Origin of the sequence: Streptomyces sp. NPDC059787 (assembly GCF_042732315.1) — a bacterium.
Classification (GTDB): Bacteria; Actinomycetota; Actinomycetes; order Streptomycetales; family Streptomycetaceae; genus Streptomyces; species Streptomyces atrovirens.
Genome location: NZ_JBHWHX010000011.1, coordinates 68,088 through 87,394, shown reverse-complemented (window position 1 = coordinate 87,394; position 19,307 = coordinate 68,088). Strand labels below are relative to the sequence as shown.

The 19,307-nt window shown below is 71.6% G+C and carries 13 protein-coding genes, 1 tRNA gene and 1 pseudogene; 5 read left to right on the top strand and 10 right to left on the bottom strand.

The window, feature by feature from the left end:
- From ACFV5H_RS13115 to ACFV5H_RS13090, 6 genes are all read right to left on the bottom strand, one after another.
- A tRNA-Met gene (locus ACFV5H_RS13115) sits at positions 1-74 on the bottom strand.
- A gap of 46 nt (positions 75-120) precedes the next feature.
- Entirely contained in the window at positions 121-324 is a 204-nt protein-coding gene (locus ACFV5H_RS13110; RefSeq protein ID WP_009192932.1) for a cold-shock protein, read from the bottom strand.
- Between the two features lie 373 nt (positions 325-697).
- Positions 698-1,198 (bottom strand): hypothetical protein, encoded by a 501-nt coding sequence (locus tag ACFV5H_RS13105; RefSeq protein ID WP_385044468.1) that lies wholly within the window; start codon positions 1,196-1,198, stop codon positions 698-700.
- A gap of 140 nt (positions 1,199-1,338) precedes the next feature.
- On the bottom strand, positions 1,339-1,713 hold the full coding sequence (locus ACFV5H_RS13100) for a hypothetical protein (protein WP_385194612.1): 375 nt from the start codon (positions 1,711-1,713) through the stop codon (positions 1,339-1,341).
- 216 nt (positions 1,714-1,929) lie between these two features.
- On the bottom strand, positions 1,930-2,997 hold the full coding sequence (locus ACFV5H_RS13095) for a hypothetical protein (RefSeq protein WP_385194610.1): 1,068 nt from the start codon (positions 2,995-2,997) through the stop codon (positions 1,930-1,932).
- A gap of 323 nt (positions 2,998-3,320) precedes the next feature.
- Positions 3,321-4,292 (bottom strand): helix-turn-helix transcriptional regulator, encoded by a 972-nt coding sequence (locus ACFV5H_RS13090; RefSeq protein WP_385194608.1) that lies wholly within the window; start codon positions 4,290-4,292, stop codon positions 3,321-3,323.
- A gap of 132 nt (positions 4,293-4,424) precedes the next feature.
- Between ACFV5H_RS13090 and ACFV5H_RS13085 the strand changes: the two genes are divergently transcribed.
- The gene (locus tag ACFV5H_RS13085) at positions 4,425-4,820 is read left to right on the top strand and encodes a RidA family protein (RefSeq protein ID WP_385044649.1); all 396 of its coding nucleotides are present in this window, start codon (positions 4,425-4,427) and stop codon (positions 4,818-4,820) included.
- 71 nt (positions 4,821-4,891) lie between these two features.
- Here the strand turns inward: ACFV5H_RS13085 and ACFV5H_RS13080 are convergent, their stop codons facing one another.
- Positions 4,892-7,669, bottom strand: coding sequence for a glycosyl hydrolase (locus tag ACFV5H_RS13080; RefSeq protein WP_385194606.1), 2,778 nt, complete (start codon positions 7,667-7,669; stop codon positions 4,892-4,894).
- Positions 7,670-8,025: 356 nt separating this feature from the next.
- Between ACFV5H_RS13080 and ACFV5H_RS13075 the strand changes: the two genes are divergently transcribed.
- The 4 genes from ACFV5H_RS13075 to ACFV5H_RS13060 all read left to right on the top strand — a co-directional run bounded on the left by ACFV5H_RS13075 (position 8,026) and on the right by ACFV5H_RS13060 (position 14,626).
- A complete protein-coding gene (locus ACFV5H_RS13075; protein ID WP_385194604.1) occupies positions 8,026-8,946 on the top strand; it encodes a hypothetical protein in 921 nt (306 codons plus the stop codon).
- Positions 8,947-9,044: 98 nt separating this feature from the next.
- Positions 9,045-9,494 carry a peptidase inhibitor family I36 protein gene (locus tag ACFV5H_RS13070; RefSeq protein WP_385044483.1) on the top strand — a complete coding sequence of 150 codons (450 nt, stop codon included), beginning with the start codon at positions 9,045-9,047 and terminating at the stop codon, positions 9,492-9,494.
- 179 nt (positions 9,495-9,673) lie between these two features.
- Positions 9,674-13,582 carry a helix-turn-helix domain-containing protein gene (locus ACFV5H_RS13065; protein WP_385194601.1) on the top strand — a complete coding sequence of 1,303 codons (3,909 nt, stop codon included), beginning with the start codon at positions 9,674-9,676 and terminating at the stop codon, positions 13,580-13,582.
- A 153-nt stretch (positions 13,583-13,735) separates the two neighbouring features.
- Positions 13,736-14,626: a C40 family peptidase gene (locus ACFV5H_RS13060; RefSeq protein ID WP_385194598.1), complete on the top strand. Its 891-nt coding sequence runs from the start codon at positions 13,736-13,738 to the stop codon at positions 14,624-14,626.
- A 128-nt stretch (positions 14,627-14,754) separates the two neighbouring features.
- On the opposite strand, the pseudogene ACFV5H_RS13055 reads toward ACFV5H_RS13060, so the two are convergent.
- The 3 genes and pseudogenes from ACFV5H_RS13055 to ACFV5H_RS13045 form a co-directional block, all read right to left on the bottom strand.
- Positions 14,755-16,219, bottom strand: a pseudogene (locus tag ACFV5H_RS13055) (UvrD-helicase domain-containing protein); the annotation flags it as partial.
- A gap of 48 nt (positions 16,220-16,267) precedes the next feature.
- Positions 16,268-17,476 carry an McrC family protein gene (locus ACFV5H_RS13050; RefSeq protein WP_385194596.1) on the bottom strand — a complete coding sequence of 403 codons (1,209 nt, stop codon included), beginning with the start codon at positions 17,474-17,476 and terminating at the stop codon, positions 16,268-16,270.
- On the bottom strand, positions 17,473-19,287 hold the full coding sequence (locus ACFV5H_RS13045; RefSeq protein ID WP_385194594.1) for a DUF4357 domain-containing protein: 1,815 nt from the start codon (positions 19,285-19,287) through the stop codon (positions 17,473-17,475). Before ACFV5H_RS13045 ends, ACFV5H_RS13050 begins: the two co-directional genes overlap by 4 nt.
- Between the last annotated feature and the right edge of the window lie 20 nt (positions 19,288-19,307).

Below are 19,307 nucleotides of genomic sequence, written 5' to 3'. Positions count from 1 at the left end.
TAGCGGGGACAGGATTTGAACCTGCGACCTCTGGGTTATGAGCCCAGCGAGCTACCGAGCTGCTCCACCCCGCGTCGGTGAGGCCACTCTACACAAGATCCCAGAGGCCGGCGGAGGGTGTCAGCCGCGGACGATGTTCTCGGCCTGGGGGCCCTTCTGGCCCTGGGTGACGTCGAACGTGACCGGCTCTCCCTCGACCAGCTCGCGGTACCCGTTGCCGGAGATGTTGGAGTAGTGGGCGAAGACGTCCGGGCCGCCGCCGTCCTGGGCGATGAAACCGAAGCCCTTCTCGGAGTTGAACCACTTCACGGTGCCGCTGGCCATACTGCGTCCTTCGATCTTGCCGGGGGTGCCGGCCGGGATGAATGGCGGGGTCTCCCGCTGCGGGAAGACGCCCGGCATCCGTTCTACCCAGGCCAGGGCTTGGTCATTCGATCATCCGTCCGCGAGTCGGATGCGATCTGGACCGGCGGTGGTGCTGCCCCGCGAAGCCGGCTTCTCGATGACGCCGCCCACCCACCGCACCCGGGCAGAGCGCGGGCACACGCCCGCGATCCGAGTACGGGGGCGCTCCCAGGCCCGTCCTTCACGGTGGGGCGTGAAGGACGGGCGCGCTTCGTGGGGTCCGTCACCGGGGTGTGACCTGTGTCCCGGTGGCTGCCCTGGCGCGGACACCGCCGGGACCTGGTTTGCCGGCTCAGTTGGCCAGTGCGACGCGCTCGACGTAGGCGACCTTCACGGACGCGATGTCGGACAGCTCGCGCTTGTCCTCGAACTCGCTGTACTCGTTGAACTCACTCTTGTCGGCGTCGGTCCTGCCGGCGGCCAGGTGGGTCGATCCGATGTAGGTCTGGCCGATGAAGTCGCCGTCCTCGTCGAAGGCGTTGACGATGACCGAGTAGTTGGCGGGCCCGTCTCCCTCGTTCGTGATCTTGTACACGAACTCGTAGGTCTCGTCGGTGTCCGAGTCGCAGTCGTTGTACGTGTACTCGTCGGTGTCGTCGCAGTCCTCGTACGCGTCGCTGTCATCGGTGACGAGCTTGCCGCCCGAGACCTCGACGTGGTCGATGGCGTCCCCCTCATCGGTCAGCGCCCACCAGGTGACGCCGCCACCGGCGAGGAGCAACGCGACGACGGCGGCGACTATGAGGGCGCGCTTGGCCGGACGGCGTCCTGTCGGGGCTGCCGGGACAGGCATGGGGTGGGCCTGGGTAACGGTGGGCGGTGCCGCTGGGGGCGGCGGGGGCGTGGTGTCCGGTCTCTCGGGCGTGCTCTCGGTCATACGGCGGCTCCGTTTCGGGACGGTGTGTGCGGGCGGTGGCACCGGTGAACGGTTGGTCAGTCCGATTCGGCGGGGTTCTCGCCGGTGCGGTCGTCTGCCTCAACAATGCGGCTAACGGTCCCCGCCAGGAAGAGCACTGCGGCAAGGACTGATACGACGCGGGCGGCCCCGAGGACGTCGGACTTCTCGTCCTCGGACATGCCGCCCGCGGTCAGGGCGAGGAACACCCCGGAGGTCTGCCGGCCGGTTCCGTCGGGCATCGGGCCCGCGGTCCGCGCGCGTATGCGGGGCAGCCACAGGCGCAGCAGCTCGGCGGTGAGCCGGGCGGCCTCGCCTGCGGCGGTGGTGAGCAGGTCAAGGGCCTCGGTGTGCGGTTGCACGGCTTCTGCGCATGCCGTTTCGGCTTCCTGCGGGATCTCCGCCGACTTCACGCGGAGGCGAACGCGTTCGGCGTCGATGATCCCGGCGATGCGGTGCCGTTCGTCCGGGGGCAGCTTGTGCGGGGCGCGGGCCTCCGCGCGGGCGAGGGTGGTCCGACGCCATTCCGGCAGAGGGCGGCCACGGTGCTCGCCGATGCCGTCCGTGCACGGCGGTGGGACGCGCCGACGTGAGGGGACGTGCCGGTACTGGCCCGATGCGGGAGGAGATCAGCAGGTCAGGTCGCCGGTGTCCGTGGGTTCGTTCCTCCCCGAGGCCAGGGAGATCTGCTTGACCTTGCCGGTGTAGGGGCCGACGGCGCCGTCGGTGGTGGCTCCGTCGGAGTAGTACACGGCGTGCGCCCACGGCTCGGCGTCCTTCTCGAGGCCGGCGACGACGTCCTTGAAGCGTTGAGTCTGAATGTTGACGTTGAGGCAGGCGCCCTCGAGGTACGACCAGTCGGGGTTGGTCCCTTCCGTCTCGTCCTCCGCCACCGCGTCGATGGGGAGCAGGGAGAGCGCGGCGTCCAGTGCCCGTTCCTCACCAACGGGTTCGGCGAACACGACGTCCACGTGGATGAGGTGCTCCTTCAACTGCTCGGCCGGTGGCACGGTGGCGCAGACGACGGCGTCGTCCGACAGGCGGTAGGCGACCGGGTCCCCGATGGGCTGTCCCGTCTGGGCCGCGCACTCCTCGGACCACGAGACGCGTCGGTACCGTGTGTCCCACCAGGACATCGGCGAGGCCAGGCCCCGTCCTTCCTTGGCGTCCTCCTCGGGCCCTCCGAGGGACTGTTCCGGCAACGGCGCCTCCTTGTAGGGCGCGACGTGCGGGCAGAACTCCTTGCGCAGGAAGTCCGCCATCGCTCCGGCCTGTTCCTCGGTCGCGCCCGAACTCACGTCCGAGGCCTGGATCCCCTCCCACGTGTGGTGCCCGACGGCCACATCACGGCACGTGCCGACCTGTACGGTCGCCAGCCGCTGCCGTTCCTCCAGGCTCGTCTCGACGCCCTCGCCCAGGCCGTAGCCGTTGGCGTCGCCCACCTCGCCGAGACGGTTCACGAGTGTGTCGTCGACCTTCGCCGAGCGGAGGAAGTCGGCGAGCGAGGTGTCGTCCTCCGCCGACGCGGTGGCGGTCGCCGTGGGCGCGTCGTCCGGTTCGGGCGTCTTCCGTTCCGGCTCGGCAGCCGAAACGGAGGACGGTGACCCGGACGCTTCATCGTCCGAGCCGCATCCCGCGAGGGTGAGGGCCGAGACGACCAGCAGGGCGAGGGAGGTGAGGTGACGGGACTTGGACATGGTGCTGAGCTCCGGGACGCGGGGACGGGACGGAGGGACAGGCGAGGACGGCGGTGCTGCCGGCGCGGTCACCTATTGCCGACGAGAGCATGACGCACGCGTGTTAGCGATGTCAACAAAGTTGTATTTCGCTCATGTTTGCCTGTGTGTACTATCAGGGCGCGGTGGGGCGCCTGCTGCACCACCTGCTCACCGGCCCCCTCCCTCCCGCGGCCGGGGCGCCGCCGAGACGGTGACCCGGCACCTCACCGCGCTCCCGCCCCCGCCTCGCCGACGGCGCCCCGGCCGCCCTCCAGGACCTGGCCGCGCGCCTTGACCGGCTCTCAGGACGAGCCTCCGTAGCCGGTGACCATCGCGGCGGCGCGGTTGCGCAGGGAGGTGCGCAACGACTCCGGGGCGAGGGCTTCCGCGTCCGTGCCGAGCCGCCACAGTGCCCACTCGGCGTGTCGTAGATCCTGGAACGTCACCTCCAGTCGCAGCCGGCCGTCCGCGTCGGGTTCTGCGGCGCGGACGGCCACCACGGTGCTCAGCAGGTCCTCCCGCCGCTCCGGGGTCACCCGTATCAGCACGACGATGTGGTCACTGGACAGAAACCGCGTGCAGCGCTCCCGCCAGACCCGGTCCAGATCGACCCGGTCGGGTCGCTGTGCCGGTTCGGGGAGTTCCTCGGCGGCCGAGATCCGCGACAGCCGGTAGGTGCGGTCCGCGCCGGACCTGGTGGCCAGCAGGTAGCCCCGGTCGCGTACGGTGACCAGGCCGATCGGGTCCACCGTGCGCCACCGCGGTGCCTGGTCCGTGGCCGCGTAGCGGATGCGCAGTCTGTGTCCGGTGAGCACCGCGCGCCGGATCTCGGTCATTGTCGTGCCGGACACCCCTTCGGTGACCGGCCGGCGTGGGAGCAGGTCGGTATCGGGCTCGACGAGAATGCGCCGGGCCGCGTCGCTCGCGATGGCCCGATGGTCTTCGGGCAGCGCGTCGACCACTTTGCGTACGGCCGAAGCGAGTGCCGGGCCGAGGCCGAACGCCCGCTCGCCGCGCCCCGATCCGGTGGTCAGCAGGGCAAGGACCTCGTCGTGGTTCAGTCCGGTGAGCTCGGTCCGGAAGCCGGGCAACAGCGCGAACCCGCCGTGTCGGCCGCGTTCGGAGTAGACCGGCACGCCGGCTGCGGACAGCGCCTCGATGTCGCGCAGCACGGTACGGGTGGACACCTCCAGCTCGCGGGCCAGCGTGTCCGCGGTCGTCCGACCGCGCTGACGCAGCAGCAGCACCAGTGAGACCAGCCGATCGGCGCGCATGCGGGAACCGTATCGAATACATGACCAAGGATGTCGTGATTCGTTGAAAGGCTCGTGAGCAGCGGCATCGACGTGGGCGGTCGCCGCGCCGATGGACGTGTTTCCCATGAACCGAATGGAGCCGATGTGGCAGTGGAACGAACGGCGGTCAACCCCGTGACCTGGTCGGTGGAGATGGGGTTCAACCAGGGTGAGGTCGTCTCCGGGCACACCCGGACCCTGTACTGCTCCGGACAGACCGCGATGAGCGGCGACGGCAAGCCCCGGCACGACGGTGACATGGCCGCACAGTTGGCGCTGAGCCTCGACAACCTGGAGGCCGTGCTCGGCGAGGCCGGCATGTCCCTCGCGAACCTCGTCCGGCTCAACGTCTACACCACCGACGTCGATCTGCTGTTCCCGCACTACGGCGTGCTGGCGTCGCGGTTGGGCACCGCCGGGGTGGCGCCGACCACCACGATGCTCGGGGTGACACGGCTGGCGGTTCCCGGCCAGATGGTCGAACTGGAGGGGACCGCCGTCGCGTGAGGCGACCCCTCCCCTTGCCGGTGCGGCGGGCATCGGCCGGACGCCGATGCCCGCCGCCGGCCTTCGCCGGTTCAGTTGTAGGGAATCACCAGCACGGACCTGTCCGTGCCCGTCCGGAGCTTCGAGGTGCCGTTGCCGATGGCGCTCCACACCTCGAGGCGCACGGTGCCGCCGGCGAGATCGCCCGGTGCGCCCGTGGACGCCTGGAGACCGCGTGCCTGCGTGTACTCCTCCCATCCGGCGACCGGGTCGGTCGCGAAGTAGTGGTACGTCTCGGTCCGGTCGAAGCTGCCGTCGCCGGTGAAGTCGTAGCTGATCCGGGCCTGCTGGCCCAGCCCGACCGCGGTGCCCGCGTCCACCTGGAGCCGGAAGGCGGTCTGTGCGCCCGGGGTGAGCGTGCCGTTGACGCCGCGTACCTCGTAGACGAGGGGCTGGTACGGGGTGCCGTCGTGGTTGGCGCCGCCGGCGGAGGCGATGGTGTCGCTGCCCTCCGTGCCGTCGGTCGCCGTGGTCAGGGCGCCACCACTGCGCAGCCGGAAGGTGTTGCCGGTCGGCGGCTCGGGGTCGGGGTCGGGTTCCCCTGAGCCGGTTCCGGTGCCGGTCGCGGTGGAACGGGCCGGCACGGAGAGGGTCTTGCCGTCCGAGAAGGTGACGGTGCGGGCCGTCGCCCCGTGGTTGTGGGCCGCGTAGGTCCGGGTCGTTCCCTTGGTGAAGACGGCGGAGGTGGGGATGTCACCGGTCACGGTGGCGTCCGGGGCGCCGAGGGTGTCGAGGGTGTCGATCCAGTGGTAGGTGTGCGCCTTCGACTCCCCCTGCTCCGGGGTGTAGCCGGAGTGGCCCGCGTCCCACTTCGCCTTGGCCGTACCCGGGTCGGCGAAGGACTGGAACTCCCAGAGGATGTCGCGCCATTCGACGGCCGGGCCGCCGTTCTCCCGTTCCATCTCGGCGATGTTGCGCCGGATCGCGGCCTTCTCGCCGCCGAGGTGGAGCGAACCGCCGGTCACGGGCAGGACGTTGATGCCGTGGATCTCCTCGGGGTTGGCGGTCCACCAGGTGGAGTAGGCGGCGCCGCTGCCCCACACCATGCCGGCCGTGTCGTGACCGAAGGAGGACGGGAAGACCTGCTCGTCGGCGTCGAACCAGTACTGGGCGATCGACTCCGACTCGGTGGTCAGCAGGAAGGTGCCGAGGTCACGCAGCGAGGTGTCGCCGGTGGCGGAGCCCCACAGGACGAGGGCCGCGCTGAGGTTGGTGGACTCGGAGGAGGACTCCTGGTTGTTGCCGGCGGCGAAACCCTGGTGCCCGGAGGCCCAGCTGTGGCCCGCGTAGACGTCGAAGCCGCGCAGGAAGGGGAAGGCGGTGTCGGTGCGGCTGGGGTTGGCGGTGTCCCGTACGAGGGTCTCGACCATGCCGCCCCAGGCGGAGTCGGCGGCCCACGCCTGGTCGTACTGGGCGACGATCGCCGCCGCGTAGACGTAGTAGCCGTAGTGGAAGTGGTGGTCGTTCAGCTCGGTGTCGCTGCCGTAGGAGGCGGGGTAACCGGTGAGGGTCTTCCAGTCCTTGTCGTAGCTGAACTCGTTCGCGCCTCCCGCCGTGAACCAGTCCTGGAGCTTGCCCTTCATCAGGCCGAGCATCCGGTCGCGGGTGCCGGTCTCGCCGATCTGGTCGGCCACCGGGACGAGTTGGGCGAGGCGGCCGAGGGCCTTGCCGGTCCAGTAGGTGTCCGAGGCCCCGGAGAAGGGGTCGGCGGCGTTCACGACCTCGTTCAGGTAACCGCGCAGCCGGGCGGCGTCCACACCGCTCGACTTGGGCAGCGCGGGCAGCACCGCCGACGCCTTCTGGCTCGTGGTGAAGGAGGCCGACTCGCGGACCTTCATGGTGCCGCGCGGTGAGACGTAGGTGTAGGAGGTGAGGGGGTCCGTGGTGTGCAGCCACTGGTGGCGGTAGAGGGCCTGGAGCGTGCCGCGCTCGGTGCCTTCCTTCGCTTCGGTGGTGAGCGTGTAGGTGGCGCCGACGGTGCCCCCGGTGTAGTTCCAGGTGACCTTGGAACCGGTGACGAAGCTGTAGGCGTACTTCTTGAACGTCGCCAGCGCTCCGGTGGACGGCAGTACGGCGACGGAGAAGTAGTCCTTGGAACCGAGGCCCGCGGTGACGGTGGAGCCGGCGACGTTCCAGTCGCTGCCGGTCGGCGCGAAGAGGGCGTAGTGGTGCCCGGCGACGGTGATGCCGAGGACGTTGCCCTGGTCGGCGAAGACGGCGGGCGTGCCGGCGGTGGTGATCTGGGCGTTGCCGCCGGAGCCCTTGGCGTACACGAACGGGGAGCCGTGGCCGATGGTGGTGCGCAGGGTGCGGGCGCCGTCGGACCAGTAGGGGGTGACCGTCCAGTCGGACCAGTCGTCGGCTTTGGTGTCGGGGGAGTTGAGGCCGGTCAGTCCGATGGTGAGGTCGCGCTTGTGGGCGTACTCGTACTGGCGGCCGTCACCGACGATCGCGGGGGTCGTCGGGTAGCCGACGTCGAGCCCGCCCGCCGTGGCCTGGTAGGTGAGGGGGTGCCCGTACATGGGGGTCGAGTACGGGTTGTCGCCGTAGCGCTGGAAGGCGAGGGAGGACCACCAGTCGTTGGTGGGCACGGGCCGGTCCTTGGCGGCGGCGGTCACCTTGGGCGTGACCGGCGTTCCCGTGTTGGTGGTGGGGCCCGACGTACCGGAGGGCCGGGTGTCGGAGTAACTGCCGGAGCCTACGGGAACGGTGGCGGCGGCCGCCGGTGCGGCGGCCGGGCCCAGACCGACGACGGCGAGGGCTGAGGCCAGCAGCAGAACGGTTGCGGGTCTGGTGCGTGGGGATGGCATGCGTCACCTCAAGTCGTGACAGGAAGAGGTCCTGAGAGCGCTCTCAGATGGCCGGAACGTAAAGCCCATGTAATGCACGTGTCAATGCATTGAACGCAACGGATGGCCGGCGGGCCTGTGATCCGTCATGTCTTCACGTCTTGGCGGTGTGGGCGTCCTGCGGCCGGTTCCGATGGCGGGGGGCGCATGTACGGGTACTCTCCCCCCACAGCGTTGCCTCCCTCCCCGCGTTCCCCCTGCTCACGCCTTGTTTCCCGGCCGGCCGTCCCGGCGGGCAACAGGAAACCCGTCGACCTCTGCCGGCAGTGGGGCAACTCTGGGTCCGTCAGCAGGCGGCAGCGAAGGGGGCCGGGTTCATGAGACGTGTACTCGTGTCTTTGTACGCGGTCGTGGCGGTCGTGGCGGCCGTCACGACCGGATGCGCAGACGGCGGCGACGGCCGGGCACCACAGGATCCGCGTCCGCGTCCCCAGGCACTGACCTGGCAACAGGAACTGCGCGTCGCCGACGCGCAACAACGCCTGACCAAGCAGTGCATGAGCCGCCGGGGCTTCACCTACCGGGAGGACCGTGGCCTGACGCTCCAGGAGAGCCGCCCGGTGCGCTACGTGCAGGACGACGTGGCCTGGGCCCGTACGTACGGGTACGGCGGCCGGATCGAAGCGAAGAGCCTGCGCGTCCACGAACGCAACCCCAACGGAACCTACCGCCGGAACCTCTCCCCGTCCCGGCGCGCCGCCTTCGACACCGCGCTCGACGGCGGCGACAGCGCCCGCATGCTCACGGCACCGCTGCCGGGCGGCGGGGAGACGCGCAAACGCATCGGCGGCTGCACGGAGGAGGCCGAACGCGCCCTCTACGGCGACCCGGGCGAGTGGTACCGCACCGGCAAGATCGCCACCGGCCTCAACGCCCTCTACGGCAAGGAGCTGATGGAGGACCGCCACCTGACCGCGGCGGTACGGGCCTGGTCCCGGTGCATGAAGAGGGCGGGCCGGCCCTACGAGGACCCCCCGGCGGCCCGCGAAGCCGTCCGGGTCGACACCGGCCGGCTGGGCGCGGCCCGCGCCGACGAGGCGTTCGCCGCCGAGCGGAGGACCGCCGTCGCCGACGCGACCTGCGCCCGCGAGACCTCCCTGCGCGCCGTGGCCACGGCGCGGGAGACGTACTACCTGGACCGCCTGCGCGACCGGTTCGGCAAGGACATCGACACCTACCGGCACCTCGGTCGGCGGGCCCACGACCGGGCGGTGCGCATCGTTCCGGAGCGGGACTGACCACTCCCCGCTCCCGGACGGACACCGCCCCCGGTGCGCCGGCACCGACGCACCACCGCCAACGCACCACATCACCAGAGGAAACGAGGGGAAACAGCATGCGCAAGTTCACCGTCACGGCCGCCCTCCTCGGGCTCACCGCCCTGGGCGTCGTCGTACCCGCCACCACCTCGCAGGCGGCCGGGAACACCGTCGCCGGACCGGGCTGCGACAGCAAGTGGGGGCCGCGCAACGGCAACATGTACGCCTGGGAGAACCTGGACTGCTCGGGCGCCCAGCTGATCAGCACCGCGGGCAACAGCGACTGGTGGGTCGGCTCGCAGGACAGGGCGACGTCCGTCATGAACCGCGGCTTCACCGGTGGCCTCGACCACGTCGCGTTCTACGAGAACTCCGGCTTCGGCGGCGGCCACGCCTGCCTCGCGCCGGGCGAGCTCTACGCCGACAACCTGACCGACAACCGGTTCACCAACGGGGTCAACGCGAACGACACCATCTCCTCGCACCGTTGGGTGGCCCGCAGCGCCTGCGGGGCCTTCCTGACCTGACCCGGACCGGCCCGAACCGGCCTGTCCGCGCGTGCGACGGGAAACGAACGTCCGGAACCGCCCCACGGTTCCGGACGTTCGTGTTTTCGCCACACCGGGTGAAAGGTTCGGCTGCCCTTACCACCCCCGCAGTAGCCTGGGCTTCCACCGTCTCACGGCCGCATCGCATGGGGGACTCCGTGGGAGATCCGCAGCACGGGCATGAAGCAGACCACGGCAACGGGCGGGAACGGAACGCGCCGACCACGCACTCCTTCCCCGCACAATTGAGACGACTCAGACAGGCACGCGGCCTGTCGCTGACCGACCTGGCACGGCAGACGCATTACAGCAAGGGCTACCTCAGCAAGATCGAGACCGGCACGAAACGGGCGACCGCCGACGTCGCCCGCATCTGTGACCGAGTACTCGGCGCCGAGGGGGAGTTGCTCAGGCTCGTACAGGAGGGACCGCCCGCCGACAGCGGGAGCGGCGCCGAGGCCGCCGCTTTCGGGCGGCAGTCCGACGGGGCGTGTCCGTACCGCGGCCTGTCGCCGTTCACCCCGCAGGACGAGGACTGGTTCTTCGGCCGGGAGCGCGCGACGGCCGCACTGGTGGAACGGGCCTTCGAACGGGTGGGAAACGGCCCGCTGATGCTCGTCGCCCCCTCCGGGGCGGGCAAGTCGTCCCTGCTCAACGCCGGACTGGTGCCCGCCCTGCGACGCGGCGACTTCCCCATGCCGGGCGCCGACCGGTGGCCGGTGGTGACGTTCACCCCCACCTCACGGCCCCTGGACGAACTCCTGGAACGCACCGCGAAAGCGGTCGGCGGTGACCTCGCCGTCACCGTCGAGGAGGCGCGCGGGAATCCCGGCGCGGTGCCGGCCGCCGTACGCGCGATGGTGGACGATCCACCGGCGCCGCCCGGGGAACGCCGGCCCCCGCCCTGCCGGCCGGTGCTGATCGTCGACCAGTTCGAGGAGCTCTTCACCCTCTGCGCGGACGAGGACGAGCGGCGCTCCTTCGTCCGGGTGCTCTGCGCTCTGGCGGCCCCCCGGCCCGAGGAGAGCGGACACGGCCCCGCCGTCGTGGTGCTCGGCGTCCGGGCCGACTTCACCGGCGACTGTCTGGACCTTCCCGAACTGGCCCCGGTCCTCACCGACGGGCTGTTCGTGCTGCCGCCCATGTCCGTGGTGGAACTGCGGGAATCCATCACCCGCCCGGCGGAACTCGCCGGACTGACCCTCCAACCGGGCCTGGTGCCCCTGCTCCTGCGCGACGCGGGGCTGCGCGACGAGCAGGGCGGCCCACCGCGGGATCCCGGGACGGACGCCGGTCCCGGGGCCGACGTGACCCCCTCCGGCGTGCTCCCCCTCGTCTCCCACGCCCTGCTGGCCACCTGGCAGCGGCGCGAGGGGTCCGTGCTGACCGTCGCCGGGTACGAGCGGGCCGGCGGGATCCGGGGCGCGATCGCGCGGACCGCCGAGAACGTCTTCGCCCGGCTGTACCCGGCCGAGCAGCGGACGATCCGCCGCGTCCTGTCCCGTCTGGTGTACGTCTCGGACGGCGGAGGGGCGACCCGCCGCCGGATGCGCGGGGCCGCCCTGATGGAGCAGTTCACCGACGCGGACGGCGCGGCCGCCGCACTCGACGCCTTCGTACGGGCCCGGCTCGTCACCATGGACAGCGACACGGTCGAGATCACCCATGAGGCACTGCTGCACGCCTGGCCACGGCTGCGGGACTGGATCCACGCCGACCGCGCCGGGCTGCTCCTCCACCAGCAACTCGCGCACGCCGCCGCCGAATGGGAGCGCGAAGGCCGTGACCCGTCCGCGCTGTACCGCGGCACCCGGCTGAGCACAGTGCGCTCCTGGGCCGACGAACTGGACGGCCGGCGCCGGCTCGGCCCCGGCGAGGAGGCGTTTCTCCGGGCGAGCCTGGCCGAGCAGGAGGGGCATGAGAGGCAGGCCAGACGCCAGGTCCGGCTCCGGCAGTCGATGCTCGCCACACTCGTCGTCCTGCTGGGACTCGCCCTGACCGCCGGAGGCCTCGCCTACCAGCAGCGTGAGAGCGCCCTCGACCAGGAACGCGTCGCGCGTTCCCAGGCACTCGCCGTGCGGTCCGCGTCGCTCGCCGGAGGCCGGCCGGAGGCGTCGATGCTGCTGGCCGGGGAGGCCTACCGGGCCCACACCACCGCCGAGGCGCGCGGCGCGCTGCTGAGCACGCAGTCCCAGCCCTTCCTGGGCCGGCTGGGCGGTCACCGGGGGCCGGTCAACGCGGTGGTCTTCGCACCGGACGACCGGTCCCTGGCGACGGCCAGTTCCGACGGGACGGTGACCCTGCGACGGGTGTCGGACCGCCGTACGACCGCCACGTTCACCATGTCCGGGCCCGTCCGCTCGATCGCCTTCAGCCCCGACGGCCGTACCCTCGCGGCGACGTCGACGCGCGGGCCCGTGAGCCTCTGGGACATCGCCGAGCGCCGCAGGAAGGCCGTGCTCGCCGACAGCACGAAGGGCGCCCGGGCACTGTCCTTCGACCCCCGCGGGCACCGGCTCGCCGTCGCGACCGCGCGGGGGCCGGTCCAGCTGTGGGACACCGCGCGCACGCCCCGCGCCACCGCCTCCCTCAGCGGGCACAAGGGGACGGTCAACGCCCTCGCCCACGCCCGCGACGGCCGGGCCCTGGTCTCCGCCGGAGCCGACCGGACCGTGCGGCTGTGGGACACCGACCGGGCCCGGCCCCTCGCCGTGCTCAGGGGGCACACCGACGAAGTGCTGGGCGTGGCGTTCTCCCCGGACGGCCGGGAGGTGGCCTCCGGGGGCGTCGACCGGACCGTACGGCTGTGGGACGTGCGCGGAGGCCGGCTCGACGCGACGCTGTCCGGGAACAACGACGACATCAACGCCGTCGCGTACACGCACGACGGCGCCACGGTCGTCGGCGCGGTCGGCGACGGGACGACCAGGCTGTGGGACGCCCGCGGCGGCCGGCAGACCGCCGTGCTCGCCGGCCACACCGACTACGTGATGGGGGCGGCCGTGACCTCCGACGGCACCCTGCTCGCCACGGCCGGTTTCGACCGGTCCGTGGTCCTGTGGGACCTCGACGGCCCGGTACTGACGGCCCGTCCGTTCACACAGGTCTGGCAGGCCCGGTACAGCCCCGACGGGCGGCTGCTGGCCACCGCCGACGCCGACCACACGGTACGCCTGTGGGAGGTGGGCCGACGCCGGCTCCTGGCGACGCTCCGGGGACACACCGAGGCGGTCTTCTCGGTGTCCTTCGCGCCCGACGGGCGGACCCTGGCGTCGGCGGGCTCCGACGGCACGATCCGGCTGTGGGACGTGGCCGCACGGGAACCGCTGGCGACCCTGACCGGCCACACCGGGCAGGTCTTCTCCCTCGACTTCGCCCCCGACGGCCGGAGTCTCGCCTCGGCCGGCGCCGACCGTACGGTGCGCCTGTGGGACGTGACGGAGCGCGCGCCGCTGGCGACGCTGACCGGCCACCGGGACTTCGTCAACGCCGTCGCCTTCGGCCCCGACGGCCGGGTCCTGGCCAGCGCCGCCGACGACCTGACCGTACGGCTCTGGGACGTCTCCTCGCACCGCCCGCTCGGCACGCTGAAGGGGCACACCGGCGCGGTGCGCAGCGTGACCTTCACCCCTGACGGGCGGTCGCTGGCCAGCAGCGGCAACGACGGCACCGTACGGCTGTGGAACGTCCGCGAACGCCGCTCGGAGGCCGTCCTGACCGGTCACATCGGCTCCACCCGGGGCATCGCCTTCGCCCCCGACGGCCGCACGCTCGCCAGCAGCGGCAACGACCGTACGGTGCGCCTGTGGGACGTCGCCGGACGGCGCCCGTGGGCGACGCTGGCGGGCCACACCGACGCGGTGTGGAGCGTGACCTTCGCTCCCGACGGGGGCACGGTGGCCAGCGCCGGCACGGACGGCACCGTACGGCTGTGGGACCTCGATCCCGGGGCCCGGCTGGCGCGGATCTGCCGGCTGGGCGCGAGCATCGACGAGGACGCACGTGCGAAGCTCCTGCCCGGTGTCCGCCTCACCGACGACAAGGCGGCCTGCGACGGGCGGGGGTGACGGCGACTCACCTGCTCGCAGGGGGTTTCCCGGGTGTTTCCCGTTGCCCGTCGCAAGGAGGCGACACCCGGTTCCTCGACAAGCGCGAGGCGCGGCCAGCAGGCTCCTGTGCGACCACTTCTTTCGACGACCACGGGAAACGGGGGTCCTGGCATGCACCGCCGGACCGGTCTCATCCGCACGCTGATCGCGTTACTCGCCTTCCTCTTCTGGGCGCCGGTGTCCGCCGCCGCCGCGAACACCACGACGCCCGTACAGCGCGTGTCCGCCGACGCGTGCGGCGTCCTCGCACCCGGAGCCTCCGCGGCGGCCGAACGCGCGATCGCCGCCGCCTGCGCCGAGGTGGCGGCCGGCACCTGGTACACGTGGGGCGGCGGGCACGGCGCCCGGCCGGGCCCCACGTACGGCCAGGTCGACCCGACCGACCCGGACAGCGAACACGACCCCGAACGGCTCGGCTTCGACTGCTCGGGCCTGGTCCGCCACGCGTACGCCGAGGCGGCGGGCTCCGACATCCTCAATGGCATCGCCAGCCAGCAGTACTACACGCACCGCGCCGCCGCCCGCTTCACCGCCGCCCAGGGCCTGGCCCCGCTGGCCCCGGGCGACCTGCTCGCCTGGGGCACCTCGCGGGACCTGCACCACATCGCCATCTACCTGGGCGCGGGCAGGATGGTCGAGGCCAAGGAGTCCGGCACCAGGCTCATGGTCAGCGACGTCCGCCTGGGCGGCGACTACTTCGGCGCCGTCCGCGTCAACACCGGGCAGGTCACCGGTCACATCCACCAGACCTGGGGCACCGACGTGTGGACCAAGGCGGAGCCCTCCCTCGGCGCCGCCCGCGTCTACGCCTTCCCCTACTCCACCACCATCCGCGTCCAGTGCCAGAAGCACGCCGAAGAGGTCACCTCCGACGGCTACACCAACGACGTGTGGTCGTACCTGCCGGACTACAAGGCGTGGGTGACCAACATCTACATCAAGGGGGCGGCCTGGCTCGACGGGGTGCCCGAGTGCGGGACGACGGTGCCGGCGACACGGTGACGGGCCGGCGCCGGGGGCCGTTCTGAAGCGGACGGTGCCCGGAGCACGGACGACACGAGTGCGACCGCTGCCTCGCGGGAGGCGGCGGTCTTCTCGTACCGGGGCGACGTGCGCGTCCGTACCGGGGCGCGCTGGTGCGGGTCGCCCGTGATGAACAGGTCGTCGCTGCCGGGAGCCACCGCGCCCCGCAGCACCCGCCACTGGGCGGGATGCAGATCCTGCGCCTCGTCCACCACCACGTGGTCGTGCGTGGGCGACGACGCCGCCAGCAACTCGGCCGCCCGCGCGCACACCTTCAGATACGTCGTTCCCTTCCGCTCACGCAGCATCGTCTCGAACAGCTCGACCGCGGGCCACAGTCGCTCCCGCCTGCTCGGGGACAGCGCGCTGCCCCGACCGCGCCGCGAAGCCGCGAGATAGTCGTCCACCGTACGCAGATCCTGTGCGAGGACGACGTGCCGGTACTCCTGGGCGAGAAACTGCTCGGTCCACGGCAGCCCGAGCTTCTTGACCACCCGCTGCCACACCTGCCGCTCCTCGCGGTCGCCGACGGGCGAGGGGGGCTTGCCGTCGAGACGGGTCACGACGCCGTGCGCGTAGGCGTTGACCGTGGTCACGTCCACCCGCTCCAGCAGCTCCTCGTCGCCGTCCAGGAGCAGCGACAGATTCTCGCGCAGCGCCGCCGCCAGTGCGTTGGTGTACGTCGTGAGCAGGACCCGGGTGCCCGCGGAGCGGCCGAGCAGATGCTTGACGCGGTGCAGGGCGGCGACCGTCTTCCCGGTCCCGGGACCTCCGGTGACCTGCACCGGGCCGCCGTGGGACACCCGGTAGGCGACCCGCCGTTGCGAAGGGTGCGGGAAGACCCGCCAGGCCGCGAAGGGCTTCTCCAGGAGGTCGGAGAGTTCCTCCGGGCCGGTGACCGGCGTGATCCGGCTGGTGGTGTTGGCGATCGCGGCCGCGAGGCTCTCGTCCGGATCGGGGCCGGCGGCCACCGGCCGGCGCACGGCGACGACGTCCCGGTAGACCTCATCGGGGCCGAACCCCTCCGCGAGGTACTGCAGCACCTCGAACTGGTCCTCCGGCAACAGGGTGCCGAACGCCTCGAGCTGGGGTTTGTCGATGATGGTCCGCACCGCGCGGACCACCTGGTCGTCGAGGCCGAGCTCACGCAGCACGGTGTCCGAATACCGTGCGAACAGCGACGAGGGCGGCGGCGGCCTTCTCCAGCTGGGGCGTCAGCTGCTCGATGGCCACCACGTTGCGGACCTCGAGTGCCCGCGTCGCCGAGTTCGCGGTGCAGAGCCGTTTGGCGGCCCAGGTGCAGGCGTCGTCGTGCGGTACGACGTTGAGGAGCAGGAACACGTCGCTGCCGTCGTCGGGAGCGAGTACGACACCGCGCCAGAAGTCGTTGATCCGGATGGTCCGCATCCGCGGATCACGGGCCTTCTCGACGGACTCCAGGTGCAGCCCCTTGTCCGCCTGCAGTTCGGGAACGGTGAGCTGCTGGAACTTCTGCGTCGCCTTGCGCACACCGGCCCGCACGGGTTTCTCCAGGAGGTCGTAGCTCTCCCAGGAACTGTTGGCGAACGCCAGCTACGGCACGACGTGCTCTCCCCACCCCGGACGGTCACTGCAAGCTGATCATATGCGCGGCGTGTCCACCAGCCGGGCGGCCACCTCCGCGACGTCCGCGAGCAGCCCCACCGGGTCCTGGTCGAGGTCCAGGGCGTGCTGGTGGAGGACGATGCCGGCGTGCCGCACCCGGTGAGCGGCATGGCCGGCGTTGCCCTTCGCGTACACCAGGTGCCCCTCGCCCAGCCCGAGGGCGGTGCAGTAGGCGAGCATCTGGTACAGGTCGGCGTCCGGGTAGCCGCCCGGTCTCTCCACCTTGTACTTGGCGTCGGCCACCGCGCACGGCACGCGGTCGGGCCCGTGGAGGACGAGGTCCGGCCTCATCCGGATGGCCCGTGCCTCGTCCAGGTGGAGCGGGTCCTGGAACCGCGCGACATGCCCGGAACCGCGCAGCGCCTCCCGCAGGGCGACGGTCACGAAGTCCTCGAAGAGCTTGTTCATGTCGAACAGGAACCCCTCGATGCGCAGCCCGCCGGGCCCGTGCTCCGGGGAGGCGTCCTCCAGCACGGCCCGTGCCAGCCGCAGGGCGTGGTGGTACCGGGCGTTGAGGCGGCTCGGCCGCCACTCGGGCAGGGGCCGGCCGCGCACGAGCACCGTGACGTCCGCCAGCCGCCCCCGTTGGTGCAGCAGCCGCCGGCGCACCTCGCGCGGCACGCCGGGCAGCCGCAGCAGTCGCTCGACGGCCGCCCGCAGGATCCGGTTCTCCGCGATGTCCGTCGTGAAGTCGTCGTACACCACCTCCACCGGCAGCGTCGTCCCGAACCGGCGCCGTATCTGCTCGGCCTCCCGGATCCGCCCCCGCACGACCGGTGAGGTCTCCTCCGTCACCCGGTAGCCCTGCAACAGCCCCTGCCGCAGGGCCCGGTCCACCTGCCGCTCCACGGCGTGGGCGAGCGCGGGCAGCACCTCCCGGTGCTCGGCCACGCCGACCTCACCGTCCCGCCAGGCACCGGCGGGGTCGAGGCTGTAGCCGAGCAGGAGGAAGAGACGGCCGATCGGTACCTTGGGCACGATCCGGACCGTGAGGTCGCCGTGCCCCGGTACGGCGACCGTGACGGCCCCGACCTTGCTGCCCGCCCGCAGCGACCAGCGCCCGGGGGAGTAAGGATCCGGTGCGGCGTCCACGATCCGCAGCGCGGCGAGCGCCCGCCCCACATCGTCGGGCAGCGCGACGCCGACCGCCGGCGCGTGCTCGACGAGCTCGACGACCGGCGTCACCCCAGCGACTCCCGCAGCGCCGCCAGCCCGTACCGCTGCTCGACGTCCACGCCCTCGCCGTAGTGGTGCTCCTCCAGCAGCGGCAGGATCTTCGTCCGCCAGGTCCGCTCCAGACCGCCCTCCCGGTACACGCCCTTCTTCATCAGGTACGAGGGACCGATGCGGAAGTCCGGGTCGTCGATCCGTACGTTGAGCGCGTCGAGCAGGTCCGCGGGTTCGGCGTCCCTGCCCTCCCGCTCCAGCCACCGGCGCAGCAGCCCGCTCGTCGGCTCGGTGCGCGGGGACAGCTCGACGAACGCGAAGCGCCGGCGCATCGCCGCGTCCACGAGGGCGATGGACCGGTCGGCGGTGTTCATCGTCCCGATCACGAACAGGTTCGGCGGCAGCGCGAAGTCGTCACCGGAGTACGTCAGCCGCACCGACTTGTTGCGGTACTCCAGCAGGAAGTACAGCTCGCCGAAGACCTTCGCGAGGTTGGCCCGGTTGATCTCGTCGATGATCAGGAAGTGCGGGATGTGCCGGTTGCCCTCGCGGGACGCCAGATCGGCGAGCTCGCGCAGCGGCCCGGCGGTGAGCCGGAACGCCACCTCACGGGTCTCCGGGTCCTCCTGCGGCCGGAACCCCTCGAAGAAGTCCTCGTAGGAGTAGGAGGGGTGGAACTGCACGAGCTTGACCTGCTCGGGGCCGCCGCCCAGGAACTCGGCGAGCTTGAGGGCGAGGTAGGTCTTGCCGGTGCCGGGCGGACCGTAGAACACGAGCTGCCGCTCGTCCCAGAGGAGATCGCGCACCTCCCGCAGCCATTCGGTCCCGTGCACGAGCAACTCGGCGGCCAGCTCGTCCGTGGGCTCGGGCAGCTCCAGCTCCCGCCGGGCGGCGAGCGCGGGGATCTCCACGCTCGGGTCCCGCTCCGTCCCCCCTGCCTCCTCGGCCAGTTCCTGGTCGGTGAGACCGAGTCCCTCGACATGGGCCTGGACGGCGGAGAGGTCGACGACGTCGTGCTGGACGGACAGCTTCTGCTGGAGCTCCTCGGGCAGGTCGTCGTAGGGAAAACCGGCCGGCTGCCACTCCGCGGGCCGGCGCAGGTTGGACCGGCGGTCCTCGGACTCCGTCCGCTCGGCCTCACCGGTGATCTCGCCGACGTACAGCCGGCCGCCGGAGATCGTGCACACGGTGTCACCGGGCTTCATGCGCGACAGGAAGGCGTGGAGGTCCTCGACGAGCTGCTGCCGCTGGCTGTACGTGGCGGTCGACTCGTAGTCCTCCTGGACCAGGGTGCGCAGCTCGTCCTTGCTGACGCCCTGCCGAACGCCCTGCCGCAGCCGGGAGGCAGCGAGGGTGACGCGTCCCTCGGGCAGCCACAGACGCTGGACCAGGTCCAGACCGGTGACGTTGGAGCCGCGTACGAGCCAGGTCCGGTTGGGACCCGCCCACACCCCGGACATGAAGTCGGACAGGGGCCTGTCGTCCTCGGTCCGCCACTCCTCCCACCCGTTGCGCGGCGCTCCGACCAGGACGACGGCGGCGAAGGAGGGGGAGCCGAACACCACGTCCTCGGTCAGCTCCAGCCAGCCCGGCCATCGCACCGACGGCACCAGCACGCCTTGCGCCCGGAGCTCCTCACGGCGTTTGACCTGAGCCTTGAAGTGCTTGCCCAGCGAGGGCCTCACATGATCACGCACGGGAGAGCCGGACCGTACGAGGAACTTCCGGCTGCCGTTGGTGCCCGTCTCGTCCAGGAGTACTCCGCGTGCCCGGTCGATGCCGTCACCGCTGGGCAGCCGGAGTCGGAACTCCGGATATTCGTCGGCCATAGGACCCTCTCGCACCTGCT